Below are 22,779 nucleotides of genomic sequence, written 5' to 3' on the forward strand. Positions count from 1 at the left end.
CAGGCCTCTGGCATGCTCAGGGTCTCAACGAAGTCATGGATCCCGCGGTACTGGCTCAGCCTTCCGCACATTCCCATTCCTCCTACTGGAGCACAAAGGATAGCCCGCCGGGCGGTGCTGGCCTGCTCGCAATAGTTTTTGAGCCGGCTGGAAATGGCTGCACGTTGAGACGCAGGTTATCTGGAGCCACGGGTAGCAGCCATTTGCCCCATGGCAGGCTCGTCAAACGGGTGGGCCTTCTGCACAATGAGGCCGTGCAGGTAGTGCAGCGTGGTTTATCACTCGCACCCCGACAACCACAGGAGGACACCGTAGATGAAGCGTTTGTTACTTGGCATCTTGCTCCTGGCGTCGGGCACTGCCCACGCCGGCATTCCGCTGTTGAACGCGACGTGCCCCGGAAACATCGAGGTTCATGCCGACAAGGGCGGGCCGATCTATATCAATGGCAAGGAAGGCAAACTGAAAAAATTCAACGACAACTACTACGAAGCCAAAGGCAGCGGGTTAACGGTATCGTTGTCGATCAATCCGGATGGCTCGCCTGACGTCTCATATACCGGCAAGAACAAAGCCAATGGTGTATGCCAGGTCAAGGACTAATTGCCCCACCTGTTTGCTTGGCTCCACCGGCGCCCGCAGGCTCCACCCAGTAGATGGAACGGGAATTGCTGTAGTCCTGAGACATTGATCATGCGGAGTACGCAGAAATGACTCAGGATGACCGCTATTACATGATTTTTGGCGTGGTTGCTGTGTTGGTGCTGGACCTGGCGGCAACTTACGTGTTTCTCAATGCCATTGCCTGACCCCGGTTATGGGTACGCCATACGCGTAATCGGGGCCAACCGCAGCCAGGGCCGCCGGGTAAATGAAATTATGCATGGAAGATGACCAACGGCCTGCGCCTGCCTGAACATCCCAACCCCGTGCGGTCCAACTCAGGGAAGGCATGGCTTCGCCCGCCGGAGGTTCGCACATGAAACGCAAGACTGCATGGGTTGTGGTGTTGTCCGGTTTGTTGTTGCTCAGTGGTTGTTGGCCGTACTGGCACGACGGCAGGCATCACCGCCATTACTATGACGGAGACCGTGGCGGGCAGGAATACCGTCGCTACTGATGCAGGGCGCGAGGGGGTACGCCCCAGAACCTATATAGCAAACAAACCTAATGCCCGGTTGTCATTGAGCAGTAACATGGGCATACGAAAACCAAAAAATGGGCAGGCTGCTTGGCAACACTTTCCCAGTTTTCGATGGGGGGCAGGAGCGTGTCGCGTGAAGAGCTCAAGATCGCTTGCCGGCGCAATACTGGTGTCCGGGTTTGCCACGTTGTTAATGGCAGGCTGCGCACAAAACCCTGATGTGCGTGACAGCCACGATTATACCGCTGGCACGACCGCGAAAAGCCCACCCGCATATCTGGGGTGCGTCAAAGGCGAACTTCCAGGACATGTGAAAACCTATGAAGTCGATGGCGATAACTCGGTCAAGCTGTTCATCGAAAGCACCGACCCCGACAAGGCTGATGGTCTTGTAGAATTGCGCAGCACGGGAACCCAGCACCAGTTCACGGCTTATCAACGTGATGCCTGGTACGACCACGGCAGGTTGCTGGATGCCGCGCTGATGTGTTCAAAAGCGTGATCATTCAACCGACGAAACAAAAAAGCCCGCCGTCCAGAGCGGGCTTTTTGCCAATGGGCCGCGTAAACTCGCGTGCTCAAGAAATGGCAGGAGGCACCGATAAGCTGCCTGCTAGTGTCTCGCTGACGCGATCAACACCATTACCACTGTCGGATGTCTCGCTTGCTCCTATTCGTCGCAAAACTCAAAAAACACCTGTCTCCGCGTCAGTTCATGCGCCTGCTGGATACCCATGACCTGGGTAAAAAACAGTTGAATCGCCTATTGGCCAAAACCGGTGTCCGTACCCAAAGCCATGTAGTCATTCGCCCGCCGTTCTACTTCGAGCGCGGCAACCTTGAATTGGGGCAGGGCGCTTTCATCAACAGCGGGTGCGTGCTCCTCGACGAAGCAACTATCCGCATCGGCCGCATGGCCATGCTTGGCCCGCAGGTGCGTTTGTGTACGACCAGCCACGATATCAACCCCCAGCGGCGCAAGGACAATGACTACATCGCCCCGATTACCGTGGGCGACAATGCCTGGATTGGCGCGGGTGCCGTGGTATTGCCTGGCATCAATATTGGCCATAACAGCGTGATCGCGGCGAACAGCGTGGTAACCGAGGATGTTCCGCCCAATGCGCTGTATGCCGGCTCACCGGCAAAGTTCAAGAAGTGGCTGGTGGAGCCGGAGCTGGCTTGAACCGCGCCGTTTTTGCATTTGCTGGCCCCGCCCGCGATAATCGTCGCATTTGAATGGAGAACAGCGGGTGGAAGCAAGAAGCGTTGTCGCCGAAATGTTCATTGGGATCCCGACGCATTTTTGGGTGTTGCCGGTCGCTGGCCTGGTTGCTTACTACGGCCTGAAGTGGTCCGCCAGGCTCGGCAATCGTGCCACTTGGCTGCAAGCCTCGACCTACTTGTCATTGCTGGCGCTGGCTGTGCTGCCCAACGGCTTTTATGCCCTGTTTCCGCCCGCGCCTGACCCGGATGTGCTGTTGAATCACGCACCGCTGCCCAACTATGCAGGGCGCTTCTACCTCGATGCATTCTATGTCTTCAGTGGTTGGGCGCTGAGCAAAGTGTTGAAGCTCAAGTTCAGCTGAGTCGCTGTCCGGTTACCACATGGTAACTGGAGCATTAATTGCAAGTCCCCAGAGAAAGTGGTGCATTTGGGGGAAACGGCAATGCTTACTGAAGACCTGTACGTCATGGCCCTGTTTGTAGGCAGTGTACTGGCCTTGGATGTTGCGGCCATCGTACTGTACCGGGGAGCCAAGCCCTGACCCCGCGTTTGGGGGCGACGCCTTGAACCGGGTAGATTTCCCGTTCAGATGCCTATCATCAAGCACCTTCAATGTCGTCGATTCTTGCGGCCACGGCGCGCAACTCGTCCGCCACCACATCGATGGACCTGATGTGCGCGGTAACATCGAGCTCGCTCGGAGAGCTACCTCGCGCCTCCATGAACCTGGCATGGCCATTCATGGCTTGGCTGAGTTTGTCCAGGTGATCGGCTGTTCTGACCAGGTCTGACTTGATACTGTGCAGCGTCTCCATAGTGCTAAAGGCCTTCCTTGTCTTCTGCTTCGACGGGCCTGTGAGCATCGCCTCAGGGCGGGGTGAAACGCAATAGCTGTGTGAAAGGCACTTGCTTGGAACTTCAGCTTTTCTCCTGCACCTGCAGCACCGAGCCCTTGTCGTCGGTCACCAGCAAGCCGCTGGTGTGGGTGCCGTTGGATTGTTGCTCGGCCAGTGGCACATCCGAAGAACGAAAGATGCTACGGCCCTGTTCACCGGTTTTAAGGGTGATGAGTTTGCCGTTCTGATAGAAGAACAGCGTGCTGTTGGCGTTATTTTGCATGGTAGGTTTCCTTGCCGAGTCGTAGTGATGCCCCATGGGCAGGTTCACTTTCTCAGCGTTCCGCCGCCCACGCTACTGGCAGAAATATCAGGTGTGCGCCAGTCATCGCGCTCAGGCTTCGTCTTGCAAACGCCCGGGGCTGAAGAAAAACGAGGCCACTACCACCGCTGTTATCACCCCTGTTGCATCGGCAAGGAACAGCAGTAGGGCACTGACGTCACCAGGCGCCATGTGATTGCCCAACGCAAAGTCCACGCCATGTGGGCATGCGGCGATCATTAGCAGCATGGCGGCCAGCAGGCCAGAGAGGACCTTCATGTAGGCCCTGCCGAATGCCAGGCCATAAGCCCAGAACACGAAGATACAGAGTACCGCCAAGCCGGTGGAAGTTACGTATTGGGCGAGTATTTCCAGCCACCACAACATGGGATTCTCCTTGGCGAAGCGCGCTGATCAATGTGGGTGGGTGAAGCCGGCCGGTGATTGCCGTTGCCGGATGCTAATCAGAAGCAGGGAAGAACGAATTCGTTCCCTCGCTTAAAACAATTCATTACTTTCAACCAGCCTTAGTTAATCAGCCGGCGTGTTGTTTGGTTGTCGTTGGCGCGTTGTGACTGTGTCAATTGCGCGAAAAAAACGCAGCAAGACCTTGGTTGATTAGAAACTCGCCGCAACCCCCGTTAGAATGCGGCGTATCCCTAATGGCCAATTGCAAATGCCTATTTTTCGTATCTTTGTCGCTTCTGCGCTAGTCGCCAGCCTTGTCGGCTGCGCAACGCCTGGCAAGCCCACTGCCAGCAAACTGACCAAAAAAACGCCGCAGCAGTACGCCGCCTGTGTATTGCCCAAATGGCAGGCGCTGGCGCCCCAGGCCACGCAGAAGTCGATAGCCCATGGCTACCGGCTGACGGCATCCAGCGCGGTGGCAAGTGACGATGTGCTGGACGTGGTCGACTCCCGCGATGGCAGCCGCGCGACTTTCTACAAGGGCAGCTTTCTGTCTGGCGACAAATTGCGTCAAGCTGCCAAGGACTGCCTGGACTGAATCAGTAGCCCGAGCCGCTTGAGCCGCCCATGCTGGGCAGGCGGGCCTTGTGCTGGGCATTGCTCCATTCGGCGCAGGTCATGAAGGCGGTCTTGTCCACCTTGCCGTTGCCGTCGAAGCTGACGCTGTAGGGTTGCCGTTTGCCGGCCTGGGTCAGCATGTAGTCGAAGCAGGTGCCGGGCACCACGGTACGGTCGGTCTCGGCATCAGGTTTGCCGCCTATTTGCACGACCTGGTCTTTGCTCATGCCGGTACCGACCTTGGCCACCAGTGGCTGGTCTTGGTACTGCGCAGAGTTGGATGAGCAGGCAGCAAGCGCAGCCAGGGCGAAGAGCAGCGCGTGATGGGGTTTGTTCATGGCAGTGCTCCGGTAGAGAACGGCGATGAAGGCAGGCCAGGCGAGTTGAGGCGGCAGGTAGCCCCTCATCCAGCTCGGCTTCTCATCATACGCCTGTACTGCCTTACCCGCAGTAACGTGCAGCCTTGCTCCAGCAACAAGGCGCGCAACGGTGACGCATGCGCCTTGGGCCTGTTGCCTGCTGCCAGCCGGCGCATCTGCAGTTTCACCAAGGCCATGTACGCCAGTGCGGCAAACGCCTTGCGCTTCCAGCGAATCGGCTGCAGTTCGGCGCTGGCTGTCGCTTCGCCGTTCAGCCAGCGCTGGGGCAAGCCAGGCTCTACAGCCAGGGCTGTCGCTATTCCGGCCATGGCCACGCCACTGGCGAGCACGTGCTCGACCACCGGCAGGCGGCGAATACCGCCGGTGACCATCACCGGCATCTTCGCAATGGCGGCGATCTCTCGGGCAAACTCCAGGAAGTACGCCTCGCGGGCCAGGGTCCGGCCGTCACGGGCGTCGCCCTGCATGGCCGGTGCTTCATAGCTGCCACCGGACAGCTCCACCAGGTCTACGGGCAATTGGTTCAGCCACAGCACCACCTGACGGGCATCTGCAGGTTCAAAACCGCCGCGCTGGAAGTCCGCTGAATTCAGCTTCACGGCCACGGCGAAGCCGGGCGAAACCACCTTGCGCACGGCTTTGACCACCTCCAGCAATAACCGCGCGCGGTTCTCCAGGCTGCCGCCCCAGCGGTCCCGGCGCTGGTTGCTCAACGGCGACAGAAACTGGCTCAGCAAATAACCATGGGCGGCGTGCACCTGTACACCACTGAAGCCGGCCTCTTCGGCCAGGGCCGCAGTACGAGCGAAGCGCTCGATCAGTGCGGCGATCTCGGCTTCGTCCAGTGCCTTGGGCCGAGGGAACAGTTTGGACAGGCCGCCCATGTCCAAGGCGATGGCCGAAGGCGCTACCGTGGGCTGCCCAAGGTTGGCTTGCATCTGCCGCCCTGGGTGGTTGATCTGCATCCAGAACTGCGCGCCATGGGCACGGCCTATACGGGCCCAGTCGCGAAATCGCTGCAGCGGCTGGCTGGCGTCGAGCATGACACCGCCCGGGCCGGTCATGGCGCTGGGGTCGACCATCACGTTGCCGGTGAGCAACAGCCCGGCACCGCCTTCGGCCCAGGCCTGGTACAGCCGCAGCAATGAGTCGGAAGGGGTCTGGTCCGGGTTGGCCAGGTTCTCTTCCATCGCCGCCTTGGCGATGCGGTTGGGTATGACACTGCCATTGGGCAGCAGCAGGGGTTGGAACGGCGTCATGGCGATCTCCGAATGGTGGCTACCACGCATCGGTTACTGCACGCGTGGGCTAGGTTCGGGAGAAGGCTAAGGTTAAAGTCAACTTTAATGTCAATAGCGCAAGGGTATCGAGATGAAAATTGGTGAACTGGCGCGACGTACGGGGCTCAGTGCGTCGCGTATCCGCTTCTACGAAGCCACCGGGTTGATTGCCGCCCGGCGCCTGGGCAATGGTTACCGGGACTACCCGGAGCAGGTGGTGCGGGCGCTGGAAATCATTACCTGTGGCCAGCAGGCGGGGTTCAGCCTGGATGAAATGCGCAAGCTGACCGACGCCTCCGGTGCAGCCCCGGCTGATCATGGTTTGTTGCTGGCAAGCCTCAAGCGCAAGGTGGCAGAGATCGAGGCGATGCAGCAGCGATTGGCGCAGAACCGGGCACAGCTGCTGGCGGTAATTGCCGGTATCGAAGACAAGCCGCAGGGGATGGATTGCGAAGAGAATGCCCAGCGCCTGATTGCCGGCTTTGACAAGCATCCAGCAGGCTCATGAATAAAGCAGGTTGGCCGAACGCTGGGCGATGAACGCGCTGTCATCAAATGAAAACCCGATGTCGTCCGATGCGAAGCACCCTGCAAGCCAAGGGCATACAGTCCAATCACCCAGAACTGACGCCTGGCGTCCAGATCGATGATTGGAGAGACAAGCATGTCCAAAGTCGTACGTTTCCATCAGACCGGTGGCCCCGAGGTACTGCGCTATGAGGACGCCGAAGTGGGCGAGCCCGGCCCGGGGCAGGTGCGATTGCGCCAGGTGGCGGTTGGCCTGAACTACGCCGACACCTACTTTCGCAACGGCACTTACCCGATCCCGCTGCCCAATGGCATCGGCGTGGAAGCTGCCGGGGTAGTGGAGGCGGTGGGCGAGGGGGTGACCCAGGTGGGTGTCGGTGATCGGGTCACCTACACCGGGTTCCTCAATACCCTGGGTGCTTATTGCACCGAACGCCTGATCCCCGCTGCGGCGCTGATCAAACTGCCGGAAACCATTGCCTTCGAGACCGCTGCCGCCATGACCATGCGCGGCCTGACCTCGGCCTACCTGTTGCGCCGCCTCTACGCCTTCAAACCCGGTGACAGCGTGCTGCTGCATGCGGCTGCTGGCGGCGTGGGCCTGATTGTCGCGCAGTGGGCACGGCTGCTGGGCTTGAACGTGATCGGCACCGTGTCCACCGAAGCCAAGGCCGAGGTCGCCCGCGCCCATGGCTGCAACCACATCATCAATTACAGCGTCGAGGACGTGGCCAGCCGTGTACGCGAGCTGACCGACGGGGTTGGGGTGAACGTGGTGTTCGACAGTGTCGGCAAGAACACCTTCACCGGCTCGCTCGACTCGCTCAAGCGCCGCGGGCTGATGGTATGCGTTGGCACGGCGTCGGGCACCATCCCGCCGTTCGACCCGCAGTTGCTGGCGATCAAGGGTTCTCTGCAGCTCACCCGGCCGGCCCTGGCCGACTTCATCGCCGACCCGGCAGAAAAAGCCGACCTGGCCGGCGAGTTGTTCGATCACGTCAGCAGCGGGCGCATCCGTATCGAAATCAACCAGCACTACGCCCTTCAGGACGCGGTTCAGGCCCACCGTGACCTGGAAGCCCGCAAAACCACCGGCTCGTCGATCTTCGTCATCTGAAGAGGGCAACAGCATGCACATCGAACAACTGACTTGCGCGATCGGTGCCGAGGTGAGTGGCGTCAACCTGGCCGACGCGATTCACGACGACGACCTGTTCGCCCAGCTGCGCCAGCAGTTGCTGCAGCACCGTGTGCTGTTCCTGCGCGACCAACACTTCAGCCGTGCCGAACACGTGGCCTTCGCCCGTCGCTTCGGCGAGCTGGAGGACCACCCGGTGGCAGGAAGCGACCCGGAGCACCCGGGCCTGGTGCAGATCTACAAGCGCCCGGACCAGCCCAATGACCGCTACGAAAATGCCTGGCACACCGATGCCACCTGGCGTGAAGCACCGCCCATGGGTTGCGTGCTGCGCTGCGTCGAATGCCCACCGGTGGGCGGCGACACCCTGTGGGCGAACATGGTGCTGGCTTACGAAAACCTGCCCAGCGAGGTGAAGGCCAACATCGAAGGCCTGCGCGCCCGCCACAGCATCGAGGCCAGCTTCGGCGCCGCCATGCCGTTGGAAAAACGGCTGGCACTCAAGGCGCAATTCCCCGATGCCGAGCATCCGGTGGTACGCACCCACCCGGAAACCGGCGAGCAGGTGCTGTTCGTCAACGCCTTCACCACCCACTTCAGCAACTACCACACGCCGCAGCGGGTGCGTTTCGGCCAGGACGCCAACCCCGGCGCAGGCGACCTGCTGCGTTACCTCATCAGCCAGGCTTACCTGCCCGAATACCAGGTGCGCTGGCGCTGGAAGCCCAACAGCGTGGCAATTTGGGATAACCGCAGCACCCAGCATTACGCCGTCATGGATTACCCACCGTGCCATCGCAAGATGGAGCGCGCCGGGATCAAAGGCAGCCGCACCTTCTAAGCCAGCCGCTGGCAACCGCACAAAAACAATAGCGAGGACTACAGCATGCAATTCTTCGACGATTCGTTGCACCCGGAAAACATGGAAAAGGTGGTGATCACCGTGGCCCCTATGGCCCTGAGTGGATGCCCGAAGATTTCCCTGAAGACATTCCGCTGACCATGGACGAGCAGGTGCAAAAGGCCGTCGACTGCTACGAGGCAGGCGCAACCGTGCTGCATTTGCACGTGCGTGAGCTGGACGGCAAAGGCTCCAAGCGGCTGTCCAAGTTCAACGAGCTGATCGCCGGAGTCCGCGAAGCGGTGCCGGACATGATCATTCAGGTTGGCGGTTCGATTTCCTTCGCCCCGGAAGGCGAAGGCGAGTCAGCCAAGTGGTTGTCGGACGACACCCGGCACATGCTCGCCGAGCTGACACCGCGCCCCGATCAGGTCACCGTGGCCATCAACACCACGCAGATGAACATCATGGAGCTGCTGTACCCCGAATACCTCGAAGGTACCTCGCTGGCCAGCCCCGCAATCCACGCCGCCTACAGCGAAATGACCGTACCGGCCGGCCCGGCCTGGGTCCGTGAGCACCTGCGCCGCCTGCAGGCCAGCAACATCCAGCCGCATTTCCAACTGACCGGCATGCATGCCCTGGAAACCCTCGAGCGCATCGTGCGCCGTGGTGATTACATGGGCCCGCTGAACCTGACCTGGATCGGCATTGGCGGCGGTTTCGACGGCCCCAACCCGTTCAACTTCTTCAACTTCATCCACCGCGCACCGGACGGTTGCACCCTGACCGCCGAATCGTTGCTGAAGAACGTGCTGCCGTTCAACACCATGGCCCTGGCCATGGGCCTGCACCCGCGCTGTGGCAACGAAGACACCATCATCGACCAGCACGGCAAACGCTTCACCTCGGTGCAGCAGATCCAGCAGACCGTGCGCGTGGCCCACGAACTGGGGCGCGAGATTGCCAGCGGCAAGGAGGCCCGGGCCATTTACCGCATCGGGCAGCAGTACGACAGTATCGAGCAGACGCTTAAAGCCAATGGCATGGCGCCGAACCGCCAGGCGGGTGAGAAGGGTGTGCCGCAGCGTACTTGATACAAACGTTGGCACGGCCAGATGAGTGCGGCCTTGCGTCGCGATAGGGCTGCAAAAGGTGCATCTGCACTGAAATCCTGGGGCTGCGTTGCAGCCCTATCGCGACACAAGGCCGCTCCCACAGGGGCCGACCAAGCTTGAGCAGTAGTGCATAACAACAAGAAAAACCCACACCACACCCAAGGAGGCAACATGGCCACCTATCTCGCCAGTGCCGAAGACTCCGGCACCGACACCGCCCACAGCGTCCCCCGGCGCTATGCCTGGGTGGTGTTTGCCCTGACCTTCGGCCTGTTGATCTCCGACTATATGTCGCGCCAGGTGCTCAATGCGGTGTTCCCGCTGCTAAAGGGCGAATGGGCGCTCAGCGACAGCCAGCTCGGCTTGCTCAGCGGCATCGTCGCGCTGATGGTCGGCCTGCTGACCTTTCCACTTTCCTTGTTGGCCGACCGCTTCGGCCGGGTACGCAGCCTGGTGTTGATGGCAGTGTTGTGGAGCCTGGCCACGCTCGGCTGTGCCCTGGCGGAAAACTACCCGCAAATGTTCATTGCGCGCTTTTTGGTCGGGGTTGGCGAGGCAGCCTATGGCAGTGTCGGCATTGCCGTGGTGGTCGCAGTGTTCCCCCGCGACATGCGCTCGACGCTGGCCGGGGCGTTCATGGCCGGCGGCATGTTCGGTTCGGTGCTGGGCATGGCCTTGGGCGGCGTGCTGGCCCAGCATTTGGGCTGGCGCTGGGCATTTGCTGGCATGGCATTGTTCGGCCTGGTGCTGGCGATGGTGTATCCGATGATCGTCAAGGAGGCGCGCATTGCACCCAAGTGCGCGCAGCAGGCGCTCGACAAGGCCAGCCGACCGCTGCGCACGCTGTACAGCAGCCGATCGGTCATCGCCGCCTATGTCGGCAGCGGCCTGCAACTGTTCGTCGGTGGCACCCTGATCGTGTGGATGCCCAGTTACCTCAACCGCTATTACGCCATGGGTACCGACCGTGCCGGGGCAATCGCCGCCGTCATCGTGCTGTGCAGCGGTATCGGCATGATCCTTTGCGCCATGCTCTGCGACCGCCTTGGGCGACAGCGCCCGGACCGCAAGATCAGCCTGGCCATCGCCTACTGCCTGGGCAGTTGCATGCTGCTGAGCATTGCCTTTGCGCTGCCTGCCGGCACCGCGCAACTGGTACTGATTTGCCTGGGCATGATGATCGCCGCCGGTACCAATGGCCCGTCCAGCGCCATGGTTGCCAACCTTACCCATGCATCGGTGCATGGCACGGCATTCGCCACCCTGACCCTGGCCAACAACCTGCTGGGCCTGGCCACCGGGCCACTGATCACGGGCCGGGTGTCCGACTTGATCGGGCTGCAGGCCGCGCTGCAATTGGTGCCGCTGATCAGCATCGCGGCGGCGGCCGTGTTCTTTATCGCCAAGCGTCACTACCACCGCGACATGGACCGTCTGCGCTCCAGGAGTTGAAACTGTGAAACAGCTGTTGTCCATCGAAGTGTTTTTCGATTTCGTCTGCCCTTGGTGCCTGATTGGCCAGCGGCACCTGCAAGCGGCCTTGTTGCTGCTGCAGCGTGAGCAGCCACAGGTACAGGTGCAGATACACTGGCGGGGCGTTCAGTTGCTGCCGGGGCTGCCTGCCAACGGGGTGCCTTTCAATACCTTCTACCTGCAACGCCTGGGCAGCGAGCAGGCGGTACGCGAGCGCCAGGCTCAGGTGCGTGCTGCTGCCAGTGTGGTGGGCGAGGACATCGATTTTTCGCGCATCCGTCGCATGCCCAATACCGGCAATGCCCACCGCTTGATGCAACGGGCCGGCAGCCTGCTCAGCGCGCCGCAGCAGGAAGCGTTGCTGGCGCAACTGTTCATTGCCTATTTCCACCAGGGCCGCGACCTGGGTGATAGCCGCACATTGCTCGGCATCGCCCAGGGTTGCGGGCTTGAGCCCGGGCAGGTGATCGACTGTTTGCGTGACGATGGCAGCCCGTTCCTTGACGGTGCAGGGCGAGCGGGCAGCGCCGTACCACGCTATCGCTTCAACCAGGGCCCGCAGCTTGCCGGGGTGCGGCCAGCCGAGGCGCTGTTTGCCGCCATGAATGACGCCTTGCAAGCGGTGGTGCAGGCATGAACCGGCGTATCGCACTGAGCCCTCAGCAACTGCCGGAGCGCAATGGCCGGGTGCTGCTGGCCTGCGAGGGCCGCAGCGTGGCCTTGTTCAATGTCGCCGACACCCTTTACGCCATCGACGACAGTTGCCCGCACCAGGGCGCGTCGCTGTGCAGTGGGCGCCTGGAAGGGCGGGTCATTCAGTGCTGTGCGCATGGTCTGCGCTTCGACCTGGCCAGCGGCTACCTGATCAACTCCAAGGCCTTGAAAGTCGCCAGCTACCCGATCGAGCAACAGGATGGGCAGGTCTTTATCGTGCTGGACGGCGAAGCGGCGTCTTGAACCGCCGCCAAGACCACCATAGGCTCATGGCTGCGGCGTGTGCTGAGCCCGCCAAACAGCCGGTGGCATGCCGAACTGGGCGATGAACCAACGGGTGAACGAACTGGGCATCGAGTAACCGAGCATGTCGGCGATGCGCCCCAGCGAGTAACCGGGGTTTTCCAGGTAGCGCATCACCAGGTCGCGGCGCACGTTGTTGATCAGGTCCTTGAACGTCAAACCATTTTCTTCCAGCCGCCGCTGCAATGTACGCACGTTCATGCCCTGGGTCTGCGCCACCTGCTCGATGGTGGCACGGCCCATGGGCAGCAGCAGGTAGATGGTTTTACGCAGTTCCAGTTCCAGCGACGGTACGCCGCTGGCCGGCAGCGTGTCGAGGTAGCGCCGTGCCAGGCGGGCCATGGCTTCGTTGGCCTGCGGGCTGGCGCTGTCGAGGTCGGCGGCGGGGCAGACGATACCGTTGAACTCGCTGCCGAACACCAGCGTGCAGCCGAAGATGCGCCGATGAATGGCGGGGTCGGCGGGGGCCGCATGCGTGAAGTTGGCACTGATCGGGTGCCAGTGGGCGCCCAGCAGTGCCGCGCACAAGCGCATCATCACGCCGATGGCCAACTCGGTGGCCTGGCGGCTGCAGGGCGCGCGTTCGTTGATCACCTCTTCGCGAATGATCACGGTCTTGCCGGCTTCTTCGATATGAATGGCCAGCGCGTCATTGAGCAGGTGGCGGTATTGCACGATCACCTGCAGCGCATCGCGCAGGTTGCGTTGGTGGCTGAGCAACAGGCTGATTTCGCCGAAGTCCGATAGCTGGCGCAGCTCGGCCATGCGCAACCCAAAACTCTCGCACTTCGTGGCGCTGGCGGAAGCTTCCAGCAAACTGATGACGCTGGCCACCGGGATACGCCGGTTGGGGTCGTCGAGCAAGGCGGCGTTAAGGCCGACCTGCGCAAGCAGTGCATGGGGGTTGAGGCCCAGATGGCGGGACACTTCCAGGTAGTTGGTCAAGCTGGCGGCACGAACGAGAGCAGGCATTTTTTATTGTTGTCCCTAAAGCCGGGGTTTGCAGGGCCACTGGTTTTATAGCCTGCGTGTCATCAATTGAAAAGCAAAGCCCTGTTTATGTGGTTGTCATCAAATGAAAAGCGCCTGACGCCCAATGTAAAGCACCCCGGTGGAGGCCTGTTTACTGTGAACTTCAAGCGCTAAACCGCACACGAGGTTCACCGTGGAAAAACTGCAAACCACAGCCACCGTGCTGATTGTCCCTGGCCTGCGCGGCCACGTGGCCGAACACTGGCAGACCCTGCTTGCCGGCCGCCTGGCCAAGGTGCGCAGCGTACCGCCGCTGGAAGTCGACGGCCTGTGCTGTAACGCGCGGGTCGAGGCAATCCAGCGCGAGCTGGAACAGGTCGATGGCCCGGTGCTGCTGGTGGCACACAGTGCCGGCACATTGATGGTCGCCCACTGGGCGGCGCGCTACGGGCGGGCGATCAAGGGCGCATTGCTGGCGGCCCCACCTGACCTCGACGCCCACTGGCCCGAGCATTACCCAAGCCCGGCCAGCCTGGCCGAGATGGGCTGGTCGCCACTTCCACCTACGCCGCTGCCCTTTCCCAGCATTGTCGCGGCCAGCAGCAATGACCACCTCGCCAGCTACGCCGCTGCCGGTGAGCTGGCCCGGCGTTGGGGCAGCGAGCTGGTCAACCTGGGCGCCGTTGGCCACCTCAACCCGGCTTCCGGTTTCGGCCCTTGGCCGTTGGCCGAGGCGTTGATCCGCCGACTGGACGCCGCAAACCTGCAGTAACGCATGGACGCCCCAGCCACGCCCGCAACAGACGGGCGGCGTAAAAAACAATAACAATACGTGGAGCCATCGTAATGCCAGAACACCGCATTCACCGTGCTGTGAAACCACAGCGCTGCCTGCTCGCCTGCGCCATCGGCCTGCTCACGCTGCCCGCCGCCCAGGCGTTCGAAGTCGATACCGGCCATGAAGACTGGGCCGTGCGCTTCGACAATACCGTCAAATACAACTACGGCGTGCGTACCGAGAGTGCCGACAAGCGCCTGCTGGGCACGCCCAACAGCAACGACGGCGACTACAACTTCCGCAAGGCCGGCACCAACATCACCAACCGGGTCGACCTGCTGACCGAGCTGGATGTGGTGTACCAGGGCAACAGCGGTTTTCGCGTCAGCACTGCCAGCTGGTACGACAAGGCCTATGACAACACCGGCTCCAACAGCAACCCATTCGTCAACGGCAACGGTGACCAGTCGGGTATCAACCCCAGCCTCAATGGCCTGCCTGGGACCGGCATCCCGCTAGGCAGCCCACACCTGAGCAACTACGCCCAGCGTTACTACAGCGGCCCGTCTGGCGAAGTGCTGGATGCCTTCGTGTTCATGAGCCGTGACGTGGGCGAAGCGTCGCAGGTCAGCGCCAAGCTGGGCCAGCACAACCTGTTCTGGGGTGAAACCTTGCTCAACCCGGTGCATTCGCTGAGTTATGGCCAATCAGGCCTGGACCTGGCCAAGCTGGCGGCCTCGCCGGGCACCGAGGCCAAGGAGCTTTTCGTACCCCGCAACCAGCTGTCGACCGCGTTCCTGGTCAACTCCGAGCTCACCCTGGGTGCCCAGTACTTCTTCGACTGGGATGCCGCCCGGCTGCCTGAAGCCGGCACGTACTATGGCGGCTCTGATGTGGTGGGTGAGGGCGCGCAGAGCTTCCTGTTGGGCCACACCGGTACGCCGGGGTTGATCCCGGTGCGCGGTGCGCTCACCACCATTCGCCGCGGTCATGACCTGACCCCCGGCAAAAGCGGCGACTGGGGCATCATGGCCAAGTGGTCGCCAGAGTGGCTGGGCGGCACCCTCGGCTTCTACTACCGCAAGACGTCCGAGATCCTGCCCCAGGCCTGGCTCGATGCGCGCGGCATGACCGTGGCCAACGGCCCATTCGGCAACCCACCGGGCAGCCGCCAAGGCGCGATCGGCAACCTCTACAACTCGCTGCAAAGCACCACTTACCAGTTTGCCTACGCCGACAACATCGACATTTATGGGCTGAGCCTCTCCAAGGATGTGGCGGGCATCAGCGTCGGCAGCGACCTGAACATCCGCCACAACATGCCGCTGGCGAGCATTCCGGCAATCGTCAGCGCCCCCGGCCAAGGCGGCCTGGGCGGCGGCTTTGGCCTGCTGCCGGCACGGCTGCCCAGCAGCGGGGTGATCTACGACGTGCCCAAGGATGGCGACAGCCTGAGCGCCACCGGCGACACCTTGCACTTCACCCTCAACGGCCTGATGACGATTGGCGACACACCGCTGTTCGACTCGGCAACCCTGCTGGGCGAGCTGTTCTACAGCAACCTGCTCAAGCTCGATAGCCACAACGAAGCTTTGTACAAAGGCAAGAGCAGCTACCGCGGCATCGACAAGGCCACCCGCGACAACTGGGGCATCGCCGTCAATTTCACCCCTACCTGGTACCAGGTGTTTCCGGGCATGGACCTGAGCATGCCGCTTTCGGTCAACGTCGGCATCGACGGTGTATCGCCGGTGCAGGGTGGCGGTGCCGAGAACACTGGCAACTACGCGGTGGGTTTCAGCGCTGCGATCTACAACCAGTACTTCGTCGACCTCAAGTACGTCGACAGCTTCGGTGAGACCAAGGCCTGCAAGGACGGCCAGACCGACGGCAGCACCCCCAATGCCCTGGACGGCGAACAGGATTACACCTGCTACGGCGGCGGCTACGCCTCCTTCTCGGGGGGTGGTGCCACCACTGAAGACCGTGGCGCCCTGTACCTGACCGTCAAGACGACCTTCTGAGTCATGTTTCCTACCGCCTACACAGGAAGACAACCATCATGAATTTCGTACGTACCCTGCTTGCCTCGTGCCTGTCGCTGGCCGCGCTCAATGCCGCCCAGGCGGCCGTTTCCCCTGACCAGGCTGCACACCTGGGCAGCAACCTGACCGCCATCGGCGCCGAAAAGGCCGGCAATGCCGACGGCTCGATCCCGGCCTACCAGGGCGGCCTGCAAACGCCCCCGGCCAGCTACCAGAGCGGTGCCAGCATGCGCCCGGACCCGTTTGCCAGCGAGAAGCCGCTGCTGGTGATCGATGGCAAGAATGCCGATCAGTACAAGGCTCAGCTGACCGCCACCACCCTGGAATTGCTCAAGCGCTATCCCAGCTACCGCGTCGACGTGTACCCGACGCATCGCAGCGTAGCGCTGCCGCAGGCGGTGCTCGACAACACCCGCAAGAACGCCACCGCTGCCAAAAGCCAGGAGGGCGGTACTGCGGTAGACAACGTGCTGCCGGGTATCCCGTTCCCCATCCCGCAGAACGGCGCCGAAGCCATGTGGAACTTCCTGCTGCGTTACCAGGGCGTGAGCATGACCGCCAAGTACGACTCGTGGAACGTCGACGCCGCCGGCAAACCGTCGCTGTCGACCACTGGCCAGGCCAACATCAGTTACCCGATTTACGAGGACATGGCCAAGCCGATCGGCGCCAAGGACACCTACTACCAGATGAAACTGGTGTACACCGGGCCCGCACGTCGTGCCGGTGAAGCGATGATGCTGCGCGACGCCGCAAACCCGCTGGTGCAGCCACGCAACGCCTGGCAATACCTGCCAGGCCAGCGCCGGGTGAAGCTGGCGCCCAACCTGGCCTACGACACGCCCAACCCGGGCACCTCCGGCTCTGGCACCTACGATGACGTGTTCGTCTTCAACGGCGCGCTGGACCGCTACGACTGGACCCTGGTGGGCAAGCAGGAAATGTACGTGCCGTACAACACCTACCAGCTGACCTACAACACCGACGTCAAGCAGGTGATCACGCCCAACCACCTGGCACCGCAGTTCGTGCGCTGGGAAAAACACCGCGTCTGGGTGGTGGAAGGCAAGCTCAAGGACGGCGCACGCCACATCTACCACAAGCGCCGCTTCTACCTTGACGAAGACAGCTGGATCGCCCTTGCCTCCGACCAGTACGACGCTCGTGGCCAGCTGTACCGGGGCTCGTTCGCCTTCCTGACCCAGAGCTACGACAAGCAGACCCCGGACGCCACGCCGTTCATGATCTACGACCTGATCGGCGGCACCTACAACCTCAACGGCGTGGTCGGTGCCTATGGTGGTATCCGCTACATCGAGCCGCTGTCGAAAACCCAGTGGTCGCCCGAGTCACTGGCCGGCAATGGCATTCGCTGAACCATGGAGCAGAGGTTGCCAATGTCTGTCTTCAAACGATGCAGCCTGGTGATGTTGGCCCTGGCCGCGCTGCAGGGCGCGGCGCAGGCGGCGCCATTCACCGATGTGCTGGATGTGCCCGCCATGCCCAGCACCCTGGCCAGCAGCAGCGCCCTGCGTGATGTGACCTTGGCCGGGCAGCGCCTGGTCGCGGTCGGCCCACGCGGGCATATCCTCTATTCCGACGACCACGGCGCGCACTGGCAGCAGGCCCAGGTGCCGGTCAGCGCCGACCTGAATGCGGTGAGCTTTGCCACGCCTGAACTGGGCTGGGCGGTCGGCCATGATGGCGTGGTACTGCACACCCGTGATGCTGGCGTGCACTGGCAAAGGCAGCTGGATGGTCGAGCGTTGGCTGAACAGCTGCCCGGCGCTGGCACCGACAATGCCTTGCTCGATGTGTGGTTCAGCGATGCTCGTCATGGCTACGCGGTGGGCGTGTTCAACCTGCTGCTGCGCACCACGGACGGCGGCGAGCACTGGCAGCCCTGGCTCGACCACAGCGACAACCCGCAAGGCCTGCACCTGACCAGCCTGGCCGCAGTGGCTGACAACCTGTACATCACGGGCGAGCAGGGCTTGCTGTTGAAGTGGAACGGCGAGCGCTTCAGCCGCGTCGATACCCCCTACGCCGGCACTCTGTTCGGCGCCATCGGCAAGCCCGGTGTGCTGCTGATATACGGCCTGCGCGGCCACGCTTATCGCAGTACCGATGGCGGCGAGCAGTGGCAGCCGGTCGACACGGGCGTCAATACCAGCCTCACCGCCGCCGGTATCGATCGCGACGGGCAGCTGTGGCTGGCCAGCCAGGCCGGCGACCTGTTGCTCAGCCGCGACGACGGCGCCAGCTTCCGCCCGGTGCCACAAAGCGCCCGTGGCCCGGTGACCGCACTCGCCAGCGATGCCGACAACGGCCTGGTGCTGGTGGGCGAGCGGGGCGTGCGCAACCTGTTCGGTAACCCCACGCCGCACCCATAACAAGAGAAAACCCTGATGGCCGCTAACCGCCAAGATACCCTTCCGGTAATCCGCAACCTTGCCGATTTCGACCCGCGCTCGGGCAATGGCCTGGAACGCCTGGTGTTCAACCACCGCCTGCCATTTCTGCTGTGCATGCTGTTGGCGACACTGGTGCTGGGCTTCATGGCGCTGACCCGCCTGGAGCTGCGCCCCAGCTTCGACAAGATGCTGCCGCAGAGCCACCCCTACATCCAGAACTACCTGGCCAACCGCACCTCGTTGCGCGGCCTGGGCAATGCGGTGCGAGTAGTGGTGGAAAACACCCAGGGCGATATCTTCGACCCCGGCTACCTGCAGACCCTGCGCCACATCAACGACGAGCTGTTTCTCAGCCAGGGCGTGGACCGGGCCTGGGTGAAGTCGCTGTGGAGCCCGGCGGTGCGCTGGACCGAGGTTACCGAGGAAGGTTTTCAAGGTGGCCCGGTCATGCCCGACGGCTATCAGGGCGCGGCTGGCGACATCGAACAGCTGCGGCAAAACATCGAGCGCGCCAACATCGTCGGCAGCCTGGTAGCGCGCGACTTCAAGTCGAGCATGCTGGTGGTGCCGCTGCTCGACCAGGACTCAGCCACCGGCAAAGGCCTGGACTACCATGCCTTTTCGCAAAAGCTCGAACAGTTGCGCAGCCAGTACCAGGCCAGCGGCCAGTACCGCATTCATGTGATCGGCTTTGCCAAGCTGATGGGCGACCTGATCGACGGATTGATCCAGGTGATGGCGTTCTTTGCCCTGGCGGTGCTCACCAGCCTGGTGATCATCTACTGCTACACCCGCTGTGTGCGCAGCACCTTGCTGGTGGTGCTGTGTTCGCTGACTGCGGTGGTATGGCAGCTGGGTATCGTCGCCTGGTTGGGTTATGCCATCGACCCGTACTCGATCCTGGTGCCGTTCCTGATCTTCGCCATCGGCGTGTCGCATGCCGCGCAAAAGATGAATGGCATCCTCCAGGACATAGGCCGTGGTACCCATCGGCAGATTGCCGCCCGTTATACGTTCCGCCGCCTGTTCGTGGCAGGTGTCACCGCATTGCTGGCCGATGCCGTGGGCTTTGCCGTGCTGATGCTGATCGACATTCCGGTGATACAGGACCTGGCTATTACCGCCAGCATTGGTGTGGCGGTGCTGATCTTTACCTCATTGCTGTTGATGCCCGTGGCACTGTCCTATGTCGGTGTGGGCCGCCAGGCTGCCGAGCGGGCGCTGCGCATCGATGCCCGCGCGGATCAACACCGTGGCTTCGGCCGGCTGTGGGACTTGCTTGACCGCTTCACGCAACGCAGGTGGGCCAGCGCTGCGCTGCTGGTTGCCCTGGCCTTGGCCGCCCTTGGCATCTGGGGCAGTCTGCAGTTGAAAATCGGCGACCTCGACAGCGGCGCCCCCGAGCTGCGCGCGGATTCGCGCTACAACCTCGACAACGCCTACATCACCCAGCATTACGCACTGTCCAGCGACACCTTCGCGGTCATGGTCAAGACCGCCCCCGAAGGCTGCCTGCAATACCAGACCTTGATCCTCGCTGATCGCCTGGCCTGGGAGCTGCAACAGTTGCCGGGTGTGCAGACCACCGTGTCGCTGGCCAACGCCGTGCGCCAGATCACCGCCGGTACCTACGAAGGCAACCCGCGCCTGAACAGCCTGCAGCGCAACCAGGACGTGCTCAACTACGCCGCGCAGCAAGCCTCGGTCAACGCACCGGAGCTGTTCAACAACGATTGCTCGCTGATGCCGGTGATCGCCTACCTCAAGGACCACCGCGCCGACACGCTGGCCCAGGTCGCCGCAACGGCCGAGCGCTTCGCCCAGGCCAACGGCAGCGCCGAGCATCAGTTTCTGCTGGCGGCCGGCAGCGCCGGTATCGAAGCCGCCACCAACATGGTGGTGCGCGAGGCCAACCACCGCATGCTGTTGCTGGTTTACCTGGCGGTGACGCTGTTCTGCCTGATCACCTTCCGCAGTTGGCGTGCCACGCTGGTGGCGATTCTGCCGTTGATGCTCACCTCGGTGTTGTGCGAGGCGCTGATGGTGGCCATGGGCATTGGTGTCAAAGTTGCCACCTTGCCGGTCATCGCCTTGGGCGTGGGTATTGGCGTGGATTACGCGCTTTACCTGCTTAGCGTGCAGCTGCATTACCAGCGCGCCGGCCTGAGCCTGGCCCAGGCTTATCAGAAAGCCGTGGCTTTCACTGGCCGGGTGGTAGGGCTGGTCGGTATCACCTTGGCGGCCGGCGTGGTCGGCTGGGCCTGGTCACCGATCAAGTTCCAGGCCGACATGGGCTTGCTGCTGACCTTCATGTTCCTGTGGAACATGCTCGGCGCGCTGGTGCTGATACCGGCGCTGTCGCACTTTCTTCTGCGCGGCGTGGGCCCCCAGGCAACTGCCGAAGCCCAGGCCAAAGCCCATTCGAAAACCCAAGAAAGCGAGTGTTCGCCTCATGTCTGATTACCTTCCGCCACTGCGTGACATGGATTTTCTGTTGAACGAAGTGTTCGACATCCCGACCTGGTGGGCGCAAACGCCCGCACTGGCCGAGGTGGTCGACGGCGACACGGCCCGGGCCATACTCGAACAGGCCGGCAAGCTGATCGCCGAGCGGGTAGCGCCGCTCAACCGCAGTGGCGACGAGCAGGGCTGCCGCTGGGAGGCTGGCCAGGTACGTACTCCCGATGGTTTCGCCGATGCCTATCGGGCATTCGCCACCGACGGCTGGGTAGGTGTGGCCGGGGCCCCGGAATACGGTGGCATGGGCATGCCGAAGGTGATCGGTGCTCAGCTCGAGGAGATGCTCAATGCCGCCAATCTATCGTTCGGCCTGTACCCAATGCTGACCGCCGGGGCCTGCCTGGCACTGCTCAACCATGCCAGCGAGCCGCTGAAGGCGCTGTATCTGCCGCCGATGTACCAAGGCCGCTGGACCGGCTCCATGTGCCTTACCGAACCGCACGCTGGCACCGACCTGGGGCTGATCCGCACCCGCGCGGAGCCCATCGCCGAAGGTTGCTACCGCCTCAGCGGCACGAAGATCTTCATCACTGGCGGCGAGCAGGACCTGACCGAAAACATCATCCACCTGGTGCTGGCGCGGCTGCCCGATGCGCCCGCTGGGCCCAAAGGTATCTCGCTGTTTTTGGTGCCCAAGGTGCTGGTCGACGCCGACGGTGCGCTGGGCGAGGCCAACGCGGTAAGTTGCGGCTCTATCGAGCACAAGATGGGCATCAAGGCCTCGGCCACCTGCGTGATGAACTTCGATGGCGCCACCGGCTACCTGGTCGGCGAGCCGAACAAGGGCCTCAATGCCATGTTCACCATGATGAACTACGAGCGCCTGGGCGTGGGCATCCAGGGCCTGGCCCTGGGCGAGCGCTCCTATCAGGGCGCCATCGCCTATGCCCGTGATCGCCTGCAAGGCCGCGCGCCGACAGGCGCCGAAGCACTGGCGCAGCATGCCGACCCGATTGTCGTCCACCCGGACGTACGCCGTATGTTGCTGACCATGAAAGCGCTGAACGAAGGTGGGCGGGCGTTTTCAACCTACGTGGCGTTGCAGCTGGACCTGGCCAAGTACAGCGATGACCCGGCTGCCTGCGCCAAGGCCGAAGCCAAGGTGGCGTTGCTTACACCGGTGGCCAAGGCCTTCCTCACCGACATGGGGCTGGAGACCACCGTGCACGGCCAGCAGGTACTGGGTGGCCACGGCTATATCCGTGAGTGGGGCCAGGAGCAGTTGATACGTGACTGCCGCATCACCCAGATCTACGAAGGTACCAACGGCATCCAGGCCCTCGACCTGGTCGGGCGCAAGCTGTTGGGTGATGGTGGCAAGGCTTACCTTGGCGTGTCTGACGAAATGGTCGCCTTTGCCGAGGCGCTGCCGGTGGAGCACGCCGAGTTCGCTGCGCCACTGCTGGCTGCCGTGCACAACCTCGACGAACTGAGCGCTTGGTTGCTCGACCGTGGCCAAGGCAACCCGCGCGAGCTTGGCGCGGCGGCGGTGGAGTACCTTCAGGTGTTTGGCTACACCCTCTACGCCTACCTGTGGGCGCGCATGGCTGTGGTGTGCCTGGCCCATGCGGCACCTGAACCGTTCCACCTGAGCAAGCTCGGCACCGCGCGCTTCTACTTTGCCCGCCTGCTGCCACGCATCCACTCGCTCAGCGCCAGCGTGAGGGCCGGCAGCGATAGCCTGTACCTGCTCGAGGCCGGGCAACTGTGAAGGCCACC

The 22,779-nt window shown here is 62.5% G+C and carries 24 protein-coding genes and 2 pseudogenes; 19 read left to right on the forward strand and 7 right to left on the reverse strand.

Annotation, left to right across the window (positions count from 1 at the left end; translation table 11 throughout):
- Positions 1–71, reverse strand: a pseudogene (locus tag APH42_RS29840) (DUF159 family protein); the annotation flags it as partial.
- A 244-nt stretch (positions 72–315) separates the two neighbouring features.
- Here APH42_RS29840 and APH42_RS07905 point away from each other — a divergent pair.
- From APH42_RS07905 to APH42_RS07920, 5 genes are all read left to right on the forward strand, one after another.
- Positions 316–603 (forward strand): hypothetical protein, encoded by a 288-nt coding sequence (locus tag APH42_RS07905; RefSeq protein ID WP_060493082.1) that lies wholly within the window; start codon positions 316–318, stop codon positions 601–603.
- Positions 604–979: 376 nt separating this feature from the next.
- Positions 980–1,120, forward strand: a complete 141-nt coding sequence (locus APH42_RS30120; protein WP_171577247.1) for a hypothetical protein — start codon at positions 980–982, stop codon at positions 1,118–1,120.
- 157 nt (positions 1,121–1,277) lie between these two features.
- A complete protein-coding gene (locus APH42_RS07910) occupies positions 1,278–1,646 on the forward strand; it encodes a hypothetical protein (protein ID WP_060493083.1) in 369 nt (122 codons plus the stop codon).
- Between the two features lie 153 nt (positions 1,647–1,799).
- Positions 1,800–2,330 (forward strand): DapH/DapD/GlmU-related protein, encoded by a 531-nt coding sequence (locus APH42_RS07915; protein ID WP_012272462.1) that lies wholly within the window; start codon positions 1,800–1,802, stop codon positions 2,328–2,330.
- Between the two features lie 94 nt (positions 2,331–2,424).
- Positions 2,425–2,733 (forward strand): hypothetical protein, encoded by a 309-nt coding sequence (locus tag APH42_RS07920; protein WP_041166499.1) that lies wholly within the window; start codon positions 2,425–2,427, stop codon positions 2,731–2,733.
- A gap of 238 nt (positions 2,734–2,971) precedes the next feature.
- Here the strand turns inward: APH42_RS07920 and APH42_RS07925 are convergent, their stop codons facing one another.
- The 3 genes from APH42_RS07925 to APH42_RS07935 form a co-directional block, all read right to left on the reverse strand.
- Positions 2,972–3,187, reverse strand: coding sequence for a hypothetical protein (locus tag APH42_RS07925; protein ID WP_060493084.1), 216 nt, complete (start codon positions 3,185–3,187; stop codon positions 2,972–2,974).
- A gap of 103 nt (positions 3,188–3,290) precedes the next feature.
- Positions 3,291–3,491, reverse strand: coding sequence for a hypothetical protein (locus tag APH42_RS07930; protein WP_012272458.1), 201 nt, complete (start codon positions 3,489–3,491; stop codon positions 3,291–3,293).
- Positions 3,492–3,602: 111 nt separating this feature from the next.
- On the reverse strand, positions 3,603–3,917 hold the full coding sequence (locus APH42_RS07935; RefSeq protein WP_060493085.1) for a hypothetical protein: 315 nt from the start codon (positions 3,915–3,917) through the stop codon (positions 3,603–3,605).
- A gap of 259 nt (positions 3,918–4,176) precedes the next feature.
- Between APH42_RS07935 and APH42_RS07940 the strand changes: the two genes are divergently transcribed.
- Complete coding sequence (locus tag APH42_RS07940) at positions 4,177–4,536, forward strand: hypothetical protein (RefSeq protein ID WP_060493086.1); 360 nt, start codon at positions 4,177–4,179, stop codon at positions 4,534–4,536.
- A 1-nt stretch (position 4,537) separates the two neighbouring features.
- Here APH42_RS07940 and osmE read toward each other — a convergent pair whose 3' ends face one another.
- A complete protein-coding gene (osmE, locus tag APH42_RS07945) occupies positions 4,538–4,894 on the reverse strand; it encodes an osmotically-inducible lipoprotein OsmE (RefSeq protein WP_012272455.1) in 357 nt (118 codons plus the stop codon).
- Positions 4,895–4,959: 65 nt separating this feature from the next.
- Entirely contained in the window at positions 4,960–6,195 is a 1,236-nt protein-coding gene (locus tag APH42_RS07950) for an NADH:flavin oxidoreductase/NADH oxidase family protein (RefSeq protein ID WP_060493087.1), read from the reverse strand.
- Positions 6,196–6,307: 112 nt separating this feature from the next.
- Between APH42_RS07950 and APH42_RS07955 the strand changes: the two genes are divergently transcribed.
- The 7 genes and pseudogenes from APH42_RS07955 (at position 6,308) to APH42_RS07985 (ending at position 12,271) form a co-directional block, all read left to right on the forward strand.
- The gene (locus tag APH42_RS07955; RefSeq protein ID WP_012272453.1) at positions 6,308–6,724 is read left to right on the forward strand and encodes a MerR family transcriptional regulator; all 417 of its coding nucleotides are present in this window, start codon (positions 6,308–6,310) and stop codon (positions 6,722–6,724) included.
- 156 nt (positions 6,725–6,880) lie between these two features.
- Entirely contained in the window at positions 6,881–7,861 is a 981-nt protein-coding gene (locus APH42_RS07960) for a quinone oxidoreductase (protein WP_012272452.1), read from the forward strand.
- 13 nt (positions 7,862–7,874) lie between these two features.
- On the forward strand, positions 7,875–8,723 hold the full coding sequence (locus APH42_RS07965) for a TauD/TfdA family dioxygenase (RefSeq protein ID WP_012272451.1): 849 nt from the start codon (positions 7,875–7,877) through the stop codon (positions 8,721–8,723).
- A 45-nt stretch (positions 8,724–8,768) separates the two neighbouring features.
- A pseudogene (locus tag APH42_RS07970) lies at positions 8,769–9,820 on the forward strand (3-keto-5-aminohexanoate cleavage protein).
- A 192-nt stretch (positions 9,821–10,012) separates the two neighbouring features.
- Positions 10,013–11,293 carry an MFS transporter gene (locus APH42_RS07975; RefSeq protein WP_012272449.1) on the forward strand — a complete coding sequence of 427 codons (1,281 nt, stop codon included), beginning with the start codon at positions 10,013–10,015 and terminating at the stop codon, positions 11,291–11,293.
- Positions 11,294–11,297: 4 nt separating this feature from the next.
- Positions 11,298–11,951 (forward strand): DsbA family protein, encoded by a 654-nt coding sequence (locus APH42_RS07980; RefSeq protein ID WP_060493088.1) that lies wholly within the window; start codon positions 11,298–11,300, stop codon positions 11,949–11,951.
- Positions 11,948–12,271 carry a Rieske 2Fe-2S domain-containing protein gene (locus APH42_RS07985; protein WP_060493089.1) on the forward strand — a complete coding sequence of 108 codons (324 nt, stop codon included), beginning with the start codon at positions 11,948–11,950 and terminating at the stop codon, positions 12,269–12,271. The genes APH42_RS07980 and APH42_RS07985 overlap by 4 nt, the downstream gene beginning before the upstream one ends.
- Before the next feature lie 24 nt (positions 12,272–12,295).
- On the opposite strand, the gene APH42_RS07990 is transcribed toward APH42_RS07985, so the two are convergent.
- Complete coding sequence (locus APH42_RS07990; protein ID WP_012272446.1) at positions 12,296–13,303, reverse strand: AraC family transcriptional regulator; 1,008 nt, start codon at positions 13,301–13,303, stop codon at positions 12,296–12,298.
- A 193-nt stretch (positions 13,304–13,496) separates the two neighbouring features.
- Between APH42_RS07990 and APH42_RS07995 the strand changes: the two genes are divergently transcribed.
- From APH42_RS07995 to APH42_RS08020, 6 genes are all read left to right on the forward strand, one after another.
- Entirely contained in the window at positions 13,497–14,075 is a 579-nt protein-coding gene (locus APH42_RS07995) for an alpha/beta hydrolase (RefSeq protein ID WP_060493090.1), read from the forward strand.
- A gap of 74 nt (positions 14,076–14,149) precedes the next feature.
- Positions 14,150–16,105: a DUF1302 domain-containing protein gene (locus APH42_RS08000; protein ID WP_012272444.1), complete on the forward strand. Its 1,956-nt coding sequence runs from the start codon at positions 14,150–14,152 to the stop codon at positions 16,103–16,105.
- Positions 16,106–16,143: 38 nt separating this feature from the next.
- Positions 16,144–17,502, forward strand: a complete 1,359-nt coding sequence (locus APH42_RS08005; protein WP_012272443.1) for a DUF1329 domain-containing protein — start codon at positions 16,144–16,146, stop codon at positions 17,500–17,502.
- Between the two features lie 21 nt (positions 17,503–17,523).
- Positions 17,524–18,519, forward strand: coding sequence for a YCF48-related protein (locus tag APH42_RS08010; RefSeq protein WP_012272442.1), 996 nt, complete (start codon positions 17,524–17,526; stop codon positions 18,517–18,519).
- 15 nt (positions 18,520–18,534) lie between these two features.
- Positions 18,535–21,000: an RND family transporter gene (locus APH42_RS08015; RefSeq protein ID WP_060493091.1), complete on the forward strand. Its 2,466-nt coding sequence runs from the start codon at positions 18,535–18,537 to the stop codon at positions 20,998–21,000.
- The gene (locus tag APH42_RS08020; RefSeq protein ID WP_060493092.1) at positions 20,993–22,771 is read left to right on the forward strand and encodes an acyl-CoA dehydrogenase C-terminal domain-containing protein; all 1,779 of its coding nucleotides are present in this window, start codon (positions 20,993–20,995) and stop codon (positions 22,769–22,771) included. Before APH42_RS08015 ends, APH42_RS08020 begins: the two co-directional genes overlap by 8 nt.
- Positions 22,772–22,779 lie beyond the last annotated feature (8 nt).

It is taken from the genome of Pseudomonas sp. NBRC 111140 (assembly GCF_001320885.1).
In the GTDB taxonomy this organism is placed as follows: domain Bacteria; phylum Pseudomonadota; class Gammaproteobacteria; order Pseudomonadales; family Pseudomonadaceae; genus Aquipseudomonas; species Aquipseudomonas putida_P.